This window comes from Mesorhizobium sp. M8A.F.Ca.ET.021.01.1.1 (genome assembly GCF_003998025.1).
GTDB lineage: Bacteria > Pseudomonadota > Alphaproteobacteria > Rhizobiales > Rhizobiaceae > Mesorhizobium.
The window spans coordinates 21,178-27,876 of sequence record NZ_RZSJ01000010.1 but is presented as its reverse complement, the minus strand read 5'-3'; the positions used below and the strand labels follow the sequence as shown (position 1 = coordinate 27,876).

Annotated in this window: 8 protein-coding genes; 2 read left to right on the top strand and 6 right to left on the bottom strand. The window is 62.2% G+C overall.

The window, feature by feature from the left end:
- Both EOA36_RS02655 and EOA36_RS02650 read left to right on the top strand, forming a co-directional pair.
- On the top strand, window positions 1-773 hold a 773-nt coding region (locus EOA36_RS02655), incomplete at its 5' end, for an ATP-binding cassette domain-containing protein (RefSeq protein ID WP_127275507.1).
- A 19-nt stretch (window positions 774-792) separates the two neighbouring features.
- Entirely contained in the window at window positions 793-2,130 is a 1,338-nt protein-coding gene (locus EOA36_RS02650; RefSeq protein ID WP_127275506.1) for an HlyD family type I secretion periplasmic adaptor subunit, read from the top strand.
- Between the two features lie 166 nt (window positions 2,131-2,296).
- Here EOA36_RS02650 and EOA36_RS02645 read toward each other — a convergent pair whose 3' ends face one another.
- The 6 genes from EOA36_RS02645 to EOA36_RS02620 all read right to left on the bottom strand — a co-directional run bounded on the left by EOA36_RS02645 (window position 2,297) and on the right by EOA36_RS02620 (window position 6,623).
- A complete protein-coding gene (locus EOA36_RS02645; RefSeq protein ID WP_127275505.1) occupies window positions 2,297-2,764 on the bottom strand; it encodes a metallophosphoesterase family protein in 468 nt (155 codons plus the stop codon).
- 10 nt (window positions 2,765-2,774) lie between these two features.
- Entirely contained in the window at window positions 2,775-3,683 is a 909-nt protein-coding gene (locus EOA36_RS02640; RefSeq protein ID WP_127275504.1) for an MBL fold metallo-hydrolase, read from the bottom strand.
- 68 nt (window positions 3,684-3,751) lie between these two features.
- Window positions 3,752-4,564, bottom strand: a complete 813-nt coding sequence (locus EOA36_RS02635) for an SDR family oxidoreductase (RefSeq protein ID WP_127275503.1) — start codon at window positions 4,562-4,564, stop codon at window positions 3,752-3,754.
- A 116-nt stretch (window positions 4,565-4,680) separates the two neighbouring features.
- Window positions 4,681-5,091 (bottom strand): SRPBCC family protein, encoded by a 411-nt coding sequence (locus tag EOA36_RS02630; RefSeq protein ID WP_245464234.1) that lies wholly within the window; start codon window positions 5,089-5,091, stop codon window positions 4,681-4,683.
- Between the two features lie 97 nt (window positions 5,092-5,188).
- Window positions 5,189-5,788 (bottom strand): NAD(P)-binding domain-containing protein, encoded by a 600-nt coding sequence (locus EOA36_RS02625; protein ID WP_127275502.1) that lies wholly within the window; start codon window positions 5,786-5,788, stop codon window positions 5,189-5,191.
- A gap of 100 nt (window positions 5,789-5,888) precedes the next feature.
- The gene (locus EOA36_RS02620) at window positions 5,889-6,623 is read right to left on the bottom strand and encodes an SDR family oxidoreductase (RefSeq protein ID WP_127275501.1); all 735 of its coding nucleotides are present in this window, start codon (window positions 6,621-6,623) and stop codon (window positions 5,889-5,891) included.
- Window positions 6,624-6,699 lie beyond the last annotated feature (76 nt).

Genomic DNA, 6,699 nt, shown 5'->3' with positions numbered 1-6,699 from the left:
ACGGCGGCGCGCGCACCGAAAGGGCGTTCAACCTGCCCAAGCCCAGTGGCACGATCTCCGTCGAACAGGTCAGCTTTGCAATTCTCAGCCAACAGAAGGTGCTTCTGCGGGAGGTGTCGTTTCGGCTGGAGGCTGGCGAGGCGCTCGGGATCGTTGGCCCCTCCGGCGCCGGCAAGTCGACCCTGGCGCGCCACCTTGCCGGCGTCATGCAACCCAGCCGAGGCACGGTCAGGCTGGATGGCGCCGACCTGTCGCAATGGGGGCACGACGCGCTCGGCGATCACATCGGCTACCTGCCGCAGGATATCGAACTCTTCTCCGATACAGTCGCCGCCAACATTGGGCGCTTCAAGACCAATGTCGACCAGGAGGTGATCGAGGCCGCGCGGCTCGCCGGCGTACACGAGATGATCATCCGCCTGCCGCAGGGCTACGAGACGCAGATCGGCGAGGGCGGCGCCGTGCTGTCGGGAGGATACCGGCAACGGATTGCTCTTGCCCGGGCGGTGTTTGGGACGCCGAAACTGGTCATTCTCGACGAGCCGAGTTCCAATCTCGACGCCGATGGCGACCGCGCGCTGAGCGACTGCGCGATCGAGCTCAAGCGACGCGGCAGCACGGTTATCATCGTCTCGCACCGTCCCTCGACCTTGGCGAATGTCGACAAGATCCTCCTGTTGCGCGATGGCGCCGTCGAGGCGTTCGGCATGAGAAACGAGATCGTGGCGCTGCTCAACCAGCGCGCGGCGCCAATGGCGGTGGCGACCCAATGAGCCGTGGTCGGAGAGATCGATGAGCGACAGCGCACTCACTTACCATAGCCTGCCCGGCGAGGCCGGCATCCTGGCTCCGGATTCCATCCGGGTGCCGGCCTATATCGGCCTGCTGATCATAATGGCCTTTTTCGGCATTTTCGGCGGCTGGGCAGCCTTTGCCCCTCTGAACGGTGCCGTGCTCGCCGATGCCATCGTCAAGGTGGAAGGCAATCGCAAGAGCGTCCAGCATTTCGACGGCGGTACGGTGAAGGAGATCCGCGTCAAGGATGGCGACGTCGTCAGGAAGGGCGACATAATGCTGAAGCTGGACGACACCAGGATTCGGTCCGAGTTCAATCTCTATGCCCAGCAATATGCGCTGTTGCGCGCAGCCGATGCCAGGATCCGTGCCGAACTGGACGGCAGCGAGGCTGTTGCCTTTCCCAAGGACATCCTCAAAGAGCACGAGGACTACCTCAAGGACGCAATGGCAAACCAGATCGCCGACCTGGAAAGCCAACGCGCCTCGATGGCCGGCGCCAAACAGATCCTTCAGCGGCGTATTGCCGAGCTCGAGGAGCAGATACGGGGCAAGCAGTCCCGAGTCGAATCCTACCAGGCCCAGCTCAAATCGACGATCGACGAGAAGGCCAGCCTGTCGAAGCTGCTCAAGGCCGGTTTGACGACCCGCCCACGCATCCTGGAACTGGAAAGGTCGGCCTCGGATTTGCAGGGCTTGATCGACGATAATCTCGGCGCCATCGGCGGCAGCCAACAGAGCAAAGCCGAACTCGAGAGCCAGATCGCACAATTGACCAATGAGCGCCGGACCAAGTTGTCGGCCATGTTGATCGATACGCAATCGAACCTGTCCGACCTCATACCCAAGATGTTCGCCGCCCAGGCTGCCATGGACCGGGCCGAAGTGCGCGCGCCCTATGACGGCCAAGTGATGGATCTAAGCGTTTTCTCGATCGGTGCGATCGTGGCGCCGGGCCAGACCATCCTCAACATCGTGCCGACCGAGAATTCGCTGATCGTCCAGGCACAGGTTCGCGTCGAGGATATATCGAACCTGCGTCCCGACATGGCCGCCGAAGTTCGTTTCACATCATACAAGCAGCGTTCGATACCCATCATTCATGGACGCGTCACCCGCATTTCGGCGGATCGCATCACCGACACCAAGACCGGCTTTCCCTATTATCTCGCGGACGTGGCGGTCGATCCGGTGGAATTAGCCGCGGCCCCACAGATCGCGCTTTATCCGGGCATGCCGGCGTCGGTCATGATCGTTACCGAGCAACGCACGGCACTCGACTACATTTTAGGCCCGCTGGTTGTGTCGTTCCACTCCGCGTTTCGCCAGAAATGACGGTTCAGTCCAACACCGCGCGCGGCGAGAACTCCCGACGCGGCGAGAACCCCCGCCGACCTGTCGTGGAAAATGCTTCTCTCCGCGTTGCGGCGCGTCTGGCCGTCTGGTGAAGAGTCCAGGAGACCGTCGGATATAAGCGTGGACGTGTGTATGCGTGCGCGGTTCAGCCGCTTACCAAGCTCCACATCGAGGGCTGAATGCTGTCCCGGGTGATGTCGACCGTCGCAAGGGTGACAGGCAGCTTAAACCGCTGTGGGCCAGCGCTGCCCGGATTCAAATAGAGCACGCCATCCACTGTCTCCATGCTTGGCACATGCGAGTGACCGGACACGATCAAATCGATGCCCTGGGCAACCGGGTCGATCTGCAGCGTCTTGAGATCATGAAGCACATAGATTGCTCGCCCGGCGAGGCGGACGAGCTCGGTTTCCGCGTATTCCACTGCCCACCCACCGGTGTCCACGTTTCCTCTGATTGCGGTAACCGGTGCGATACCGCGAAGCGCTGCGATGATCTCAGGGCGACCGATGTCTCCTCCATGAATGATGTGGTCGACCCCGGCCAAGCAGCGCAGCGCCTGCGGCCTCAGCAGACCGTGCGTGTCCGAGATGATGCCAATTCTGAATGTCATGGCTCTGCCATCAGACGGTGAGGGTGCTCAAATCCGTTGCGACAAGGCTGTTCGTAAACGTCCGGACGGCTTCCGCGAGAATTTCGTCGTCGGGATAGCGGCCGGAGATGTGCGTAAGAACGAGTTGCTTTACATCACTGGTCGCTGCCAGCGATGCTGCCTCCGCGGCTGTCAGGTGTCCGTAGTCGCGCGCCATCGTTGCATCTCGTTCCAGGAATGTGGCTTCGATGACAAGCAGATCGGCGCCGCTCACCTTGTCGGCCAATCCATCGGTGGTTTCGGTGTCACCTACAATGACCAGCTTCTTGCCAGCCTCGGTTGGTCCGAGAACTGCTTCGGGAGCAATCGTCCTGCCGTCGGGGAGAGAAATTGAGCGGCCTTCGGCCAAGTCCTTCCGGATCGGGCCGTCTGGCACACCGAGAGCTGCCAAGCGGTCCGAAACGAGGTGACGACGCGCCGGCGTCTCGAAGACGAAGCCGTAGCTGTCGGTGTCGCGATGGCGAACTTGAAAGCAGTCGACCGTGAACTCATCCACGTCGAACACGCCTCCGGGCACAAGCGGCACCAGTTGCAGCGGGATCGGCGCGCGTCCCTCACCCCAAAGGCCAGCGAGCATGCGGGCGACGACCTCGAGAGTGTCGGCGCTGCCATGAATGGTCACAAGGTCCTCGCTCTGCCGGAGCCGCAGCGTCGAGAACAAGCCCGGAATTCCGAGCACGTGGTCGAAATGCGCGTGCGTGAGGAGCAGGCGATCAAGTCGCCTGAATCCGGCGCCGCTGCGCAGAAGCTGACGCTGGGTGCCTTCCCCGCAATCGACCAGCACCCGTTGACTGCCGGCTTCAACGAGCAGCGCCGGGTGGTTGCGCTCGGCCGAGGGCACGCTGGCCGAGGTGCCGAGGAAGATGAGCCTGAAGGTCATGCGAGCAGTCTACCTCGCGGGCAACGAGACCTCAAAGCCGGCGAAGGCCCCTAGACTAGTCTAGACGCTTAGGCGACGAAGCGGACCACGCCGCCATCCACGCGCAGAGCCGCGCCAGTGGTTGCGGAAGCCTGCTCTGAGCACACATAGACGATCATGTTGGCGACCTCGTCGGTCGTCGCGAAACGCTGGATGAGGGTGGTCGGACGCATAGCCCTCAAGAAGCCCTGCTCGGCTTCCTCTTGCATGATTCCGTTTGCCTCAGCCTGTTTCGCCATGAAGTCACCCAGGATCTCAGACCGGGTAGGCCCCGGCAGGACGGCGTTGACGGTGACACCCGTGCCCGCGACCGCCTCGGCAAGACCGCGCGAGACCGCCAGCTGTGCGGTCTTGGTCATGCCGTAGTCGAGCATCTCCTTGGGAATGTTGACCGCGGACTCGCTGCTCACGAACACGACGCGGCCCCAGCCCTTCTCCACCATCCGCGGCAGGTAGTGGCGCGTCATGCGCACGCCGCTCATCACGTTCAGCTGGAACAGGCCAAGCCAGTCGTCGTCGGGGATCTTCGCGATGTCCTCGATGCCGTTGTAGTTCCGGATGTGAGCCGTACCCACGTTGTTGACGAGGATATCGGCGTCGGGCGCCTGCGCGAAGAATGTCTCGGCGCCCTCCGCGGTCGAAAGATCGGCGGTGACGCCGGAGATCTCGCTGTCCGGGAAAGACTGGCGCATCTGCCGCACCGCCTCGTCGACCCGGGCATTCCCACGACCATTAATGACGACCGACGCCCCTGCACGAGCTAAACCTTCTGCGGTGGCGCGGCCGATGCCTGCCGTCGACCCGGTGACGATCGCTGTGCGGCCCTTGAGTTCGATATTCATGTCATTCATCTCCTATTGTGAGCAGCTAAGGCGATCGATGCGCCGAAGCGCATCGTTCCCCTCGACCGAGAGCCTTGAAACCTGGCCCGTGCGGCCCAAGCCTCAGGACAAATGCACTAACCTGCCTTTTTCGCGACATCCGCCTCCACCGCGCGGGCGAGGCTTTCGACCCATTTCTGGTGATAGCGGTAGAGCGCACCGGGATGCTTGCGTCCGAGCTCCTCGATGAACCAGGGCCCTTGTTGCGTTTCCTCGGTCAGCACATGGCAGCCGTTGGCCGTCGGTGTGATGACCCAGCCGTGGTACGCGCTCGAGCCGGTCTCGTCGCCATCGACCGTCGTCGACCACGCAAGCCTGCGGAAGGGCGCGCATTCCGTCACGACCAGACTCATCGGGAATCCGACCGTCACCCGGCTGTATTTGGTTCCGAGCGCCAGTCCCGGCTCACCGGTCAGGATCTTGACCTGGTCTTCGGCAGGAAAGTAGCTCGACCAGTTCTCGGCGTCGGTCAGCAGCCTCCATACCACTTGAGGGGGGCGCCTTCACGTCGATGTCATTGAGCGCATAGATGGCCGACGTTTTGGGATCGTACTTCTCGGGCCAGATCACACGTTCGTGCATCGATCACTGCTCCTTCTTGAACAAATCCTGGAAGATGAGCTGGCCCCAAATGCGGCCGCGTGCGTGCACCAGCGCGCCACCCTCGTCGAGCTTTCCCAGCTTGACGGGTGCGAACCCGAGTTGTTTGGCCAAGGCCGCAACGGGAGCGATCGCGTCCTCGTCGTCACCAGACAGAAACACGACCCGGTGGCCGCCCTCCACGGTCGGATCGGCAGCCAAAGTGGCCGCAATCAGGTGATTGAAACCTTTCACGAACTTGGCGCCGGAGAACGCCTTCGCGACGAAGGCGGAGGACAGGAGACCGTCCAACTCCTCAGGGGGGACTAACGCGTTCATCGCGTCGATGACCGTCTTGCCTTTCCAGCTCGGCAGGGCCTTCGCAACCTCGCGGTGCTCGCCGAACGGGACCGCCAGGATGATTGTGTCGGCCTCGAGTGCGTCCCGCAGCGACTTGGCGACGACCGTGGGTCCAATTGCCCCAGCCTGCGGCGCCAACGCCTCGGGCGGCCGGCGGCTCGCGACGGCAACCTTGATGTTTTTACGGGCGAAAGCGTGGGCGAGGGCCTGGCCTACCTTACCGAACCCTACAATTGCGTAGCTCATAATATTTCTCCGATCCATGTTGATATTGATTCCCCGGCCTTCAACGGCGCTGGGTTGTCCGTTCTCGCCGATCAGCCGTTTCCCGCGATCCGGCGCGATTTCAGATCGCCGAGAAGCCTCCGTCGACAGACAACTCCAACCCATTCACGAAGCTCGAATCGTCTGAAGCAAGAAACAGCGCGGCCGCCGCAATTTCCTCGGGACGCCCCATCTTTCCCCGCGGAATCAGGGATTCGAACATCCGCTTCCCCTCCTCGTCGAGAACTTGGTCCTGCATCGGTGTGGCGATCGGCCCGGGGTGCAGCACGTTCACCCGGATATTCCTGCCCTTCAGCTCGTTGAGCCACCCGCGTGCGAATGCGTGCAACGCCGCCTTGCTCGCCGCATACACGCTGTAACCAGGAAAACCTTTCACCGAAGCAACTGATCCGGTCATGAAGATCGATCCGCCATCGTTGAACAGCGGCAACGCCTTTTGCACCGTGAACAGTGTGCCGCGCGTATTCAGGCCGAAGGTCGCATCGAAATGCTGCTCGGTAATCTCACCCAGTGGGACGGCTTCGCCGGTGCCGGCGCTCGCATACAGGACGTCGATCTTGCCCTTTTCCCGCTTGACCGTATCGAACAGGCGGTCGAGGTCGTCGAGATTGGCCGCATCGCCGCGCACGCCGGTCACGTTCCGGCCAACCAGCCTGATGGCCTCGTCGAGCGCCTCCTGCCTCCGGCCCGTGATGAAAACATAGGCGCCTTCTTCAACGAACCGTTTGGCGGTCGCCAGCGCCATGCCGCTCGATCCACCCGTGATGACGGCAACCTTACCTTCAAGCTTTCCCATGATTTTTCCTTTCAGACTCCAACTTTGGTCGTTCGGGGAGGCCCCCGAGACCCTGAAGATGGGTCCGCTGCAGCCA